Annotated in this window: 4 protein-coding genes; all 4 read right to left on the bottom strand. The window is 51.9% G+C overall.

Annotation, left to right across the window (positions count from 1 at the left end; all coding sequences use genetic code 11):
• Positions 1–203, bottom strand: a 203-nt coding sequence (locus tag BIS10_RS17855; protein WP_253507365.1) for a helix-turn-helix domain-containing protein, incomplete at its 3' end; no start/stop codon positions are given.
• Between the two features lie 362 nt (positions 204–565).
• Positions 566–2,230, bottom strand: coding sequence for a diguanylate cyclase (locus tag BIS10_RS17850; RefSeq protein WP_253507363.1), 1,665 nt, complete (start codon positions 2,228–2,230; stop codon positions 566–568).
• Positions 2,217–2,609 (bottom strand): response regulator, encoded by a 393-nt coding sequence (locus BIS10_RS17845; RefSeq protein WP_083024416.1) that lies wholly within the window; start codon positions 2,607–2,609, stop codon positions 2,217–2,219. The genes BIS10_RS17850 and BIS10_RS17845 overlap by 14 nt, the downstream gene beginning before the upstream one ends.
• Positions 2,606–3,838, bottom strand: a 1,233-nt coding sequence (locus tag BIS10_RS17840) for a response regulator (RefSeq protein ID WP_253507360.1), incomplete at its 5' end; no start/stop codon positions are given. The genes BIS10_RS17845 and BIS10_RS17840, both read right to left, overlap by 4 nt.

Genomic DNA, 3,838 nt, shown 5'->3' with positions numbered 1-3,838 from the left:
CTTCTAGAGCGCTGTGTGGCACCGGGACTCCAGTCCTGATGGCCATATCGACGTAACCACTTTAATACCGTCGTGCGACCTTGAATACCGTAACGACTCTGCGCCTGTTGATAGGTCATCTCGCCACGTTCCACTTGCTCTACCACGGCCTGTTTAAAGACCAGAGTGTAGTCTTTCTGTGTGCGCTTAACGCGTTGACTCATCACGCTCTCCCAAAATAAGGACGGGAACGTGTCAACTCTATTCAGGACGGGTCACAGGCATAAAAAAAGTCCCCCGAAGGGGACCCAGGTGGAGCACGCCAGCTCACTCGGTGTATCACGCGGCTAAACCGCAGTGACATGGCAAAGAAGGGAAAGCACCAGGACAAACTTAGGTAGCTCTATTCATTTGCCGCTTGCCTTTTATATAGCGAGCAGCGTGCCACTATATTTTTTATCTACTAAAAACAGTTGCTTATAGACAAAAATAGGCGATCAACAGCTTAAGTAACGATATCACATCCCCTAAAGCGCACCAGCGCTGAGCACTGAGATGGCCAATTGCTTCAAAAGTGGTCATTGGTTTAATGGCAAACTTGGTTGCGCCCACGACGCTTAGCGCGGTAAAGCGCCTCATCCGCTACCACCAGCAACCTATCCTGGTCATCATGCATCGCGTCGGTACTGCATACCATGCCGGCGGATAAGGTACAGGCAAACTCCTGGCCATCTTGATTGAAGCGCAGTCGGGAAAAATACTCCCGAATATCCTCTAATCGTTTCCGACCATCCTCTGCACAACAGTGCGGCATTACTAATAAAAACTCTTCACCGCCATAGCGTCCGATCATATCGGTTTGACGTAGCCGCTGGCGCAGCAGGGTCGCCACCGAAGCAATGACGACATCCCCGACAGCGTGGCCGTAGGTATCATTAATCGATTTAAAGTTATCAATATCGATCATAGCGACCACTACCGGATACCCCTGGCGAAAACCACGGGTAATTTCATTCATCGCGGTGCTCTTGATACTAGCGTGCTTCAATAACCCTGTCAGGCTATCCCTGTTCAGTAACGCAGATAGCGTACGTGAACGGGCTACCCGAACGCGGATAGACGCGATTAACTGTGCTGCGAGAATCGGCTTAGTCAAAAAGTCATCAGCACCATGGCTAAGCGCATCTACCTGTTTACCCAAATCCATTTCCGCTGACAAAAACACAATCGGCAGGCTGCTCCACTCATCATACTGCCTGACCACTGCGGCTAAATCCGGGCCGTCGTAGTCCGGCATGTGTACATCCATCAGCAGCAGTTCCGGCCTAAACGAATTAAGCTGGTCAATAATGTATCGAGGCTTATCAAGGATCCGTACTTCCATACCCGCCGACTCCAGCACCAGCCGGTAATACGCCGCCAGTTGCTGGTCGTCATCTACCACCAGGATACGGGGAGGTGGTGCACGGTGCTCTTGCAGCAATTGCTCCAGCCGGTTAACTAGCTGCGGGATATTCAGCGGTTTTAAGAAATAGCCGTGGGCATTAAGCTGGGCCGCTTGCATACGGGCATCAAATGTATCGCTGTTACTAATAAACAGCAGCGGGCACGACAGCGCTTGCAGCGGGGCAAGGTGCTCAACACCCATCATGACATCGACAATTAAAATATCGGGGGGCTCTTTGTTAATCTCCTTGCACGCAGCCGGAACCGAGGAGAACAGGCGTACCACGTAGCTGAAGTTTGTCAACTGCTCCAGGATATGCTGCCCTAGCGTTGGGTCCTCTTCAATTAGCCATATTTTTGCAGCTTTAGAGGGTTCATTAAGCTTAGAGGTAACTTTAGGGTTATGTTGCGAGCTTGGGACCAGCTCTACTTGCATGGACTGCAGTTGGCTGCCGACAACATCGATCAGCTGTAAATCAATGACCGCCTTCCCCTCTTCCAAACAGCGCTGCAATACGCCTTCCAGAAGGCGCGCCTGATGACCAATCGCATCAAATCCAAATGTACCCGCAGAGCCGGCCAGCTTATGTAGACGCCGGCTGACATCCTTGAGTACTTCATAGGGAGACAAGCCCTCCGTAGAATAATCAACGCCCGCTGATGCCATCAACTGGGACTGCATACTTTGCTGCAATGTGTTTAACAGCTGGCATAAAGACGCCAGCTCAGCCTGCAGGTTTTGCTGGTAAGACTTTTTTAATAGCGCCAGCTTATGCTCAAGAGAGTTCGGATCACCTTTTTCCATACGCATGCTCCCAAAGAGTACGGACTTGATGCGCCAAGGTCATAGGGTCAAACGGTTTGGAAATAACGTTTTCAGCCCCTAGTGCCACAAGCTGACTGACCTCATGCGGTTGAACTTTTGCCGTCATAAACGCCACGGGCACATTTTCCAGGCTCGGCAGCCGACGCAGCGCTGCCAGCGTTGAAGGTCCATCCATGCCCGGCATCATCACGTCCAGCAAAATCATGTCCGGAGCGAACCGCTCGGCCTCTTCCAGCGCCTGCTCTCCAGAGGAGCATACCTTTACCTTGAAGCCACCCACTACTTCCAGCGCAAGCGTCGCCACTGTTTGAATATCAGGGTCGTCTTCCACATACAAAATGCGTTCCAAACTATTCATCCACTCTTTACCATCTGCGCCAGTTGGGTTCGTTGTTGTATAGCCTCTAGCAACTGCTCCGGGCTAATGCGCGATTTTAGGAAAACTTTTTCAACACGATGTTGATCTAGCTCATGAATTGACTGTCCGGAAAGAATGACAATTCGAGATTGCGGCTGTATGTCACGAATTTGCTCCAGAAGCTCCCAACCTTCACCGTCCGGCAGCCCGATATCCAGGATAACGGCATCGTAACGCCGTTTTGCTAAGGCGCGACGCGCTGTCGCCAAACTCGACGCGTGTTCACAGTGTGCATGGCCGTTAAGCATTGTGCGAATAACAGCGCGCAGATCAGGGTCATCTTCTATATGCAGGAGCATTAAGCGCTCTTCATATATCTGCATTTGACTGCTGAGTAAGTCCAGCAAACGCTGGGGCTGAATCGGTTTTGCTAACCACGCAATATCCTCAAGATGGCCTTCTAGCGCCACTTGACCACGCTCAACACTCCCGCTAACCACTAGCACAGGGGTATGCTGCGTTTCCTGCTGCTCACGTAGGAAATGTATCACGTCGAAACCGCTCATATCGGGCAGGCCTATGTCAACGGTCACCGCGTCATAGCGGTGGCTCGCCAGCTTTTCGAGCGCCATACCACCGCTAGCGGCAGTATCCACCCGATAGCCCGCCGCCACGAGTATTTCCTGCAGTACGAGAAGCACAGAGGAGTCATCTTCTACAACTAACACACGGCCAGCGCTATTCTGGTCGTCTCCGGGATCACCGCCCTCCTCACACTCGGACGGGTACATAGGCAACGAAAACCAGAAGCAGCTTCCCTCTCCCTCCTCGGAAGTGAACCCCATCTCTCCTTCCATATGCTCGATCAGCTCTTTGGTAATCGCCAAGCCTAGCCCCGTGCCACCCTTAGCCCGGGAGTCGGAGGCATCGACTTGGGCAAATTTATTAAAAATATGCGATTTAAACGTCTCGGGAATTCCAGGCCCCTCATCCTTAACGTTAACGACAATATTCGCTGACTGTCGCTGCACAAAGATATGGACATCTCCGCCTTCTGGCGAGAACTTCACCGCGTTAGAGAACAAATTAGCCATCACCTGCTGCAAACGCTGCCCATCCACTCGCACCTGGCTGCCGGGATACGGATTATCCAGCTTTAAAGTGACATTACGCTCACGGCGGTAGTGGCGGTTTTCCTCAATGGCACTCTCCAGCAAACGCTGTAGCGG

The sequence above is a fragment of the Halomonas sp. 707B3 genome (assembly GCF_024158645.1).
GTDB classification, from domain to species: Bacteria; Pseudomonadota; Gammaproteobacteria; order Pseudomonadales; family Halomonadaceae; genus Vreelandella; species Vreelandella lionensis.
The sequence above is the reverse complement of the archived record's forward strand: the minus strand, read 5'-3'. Positions and strand labels throughout refer to the sequence as shown.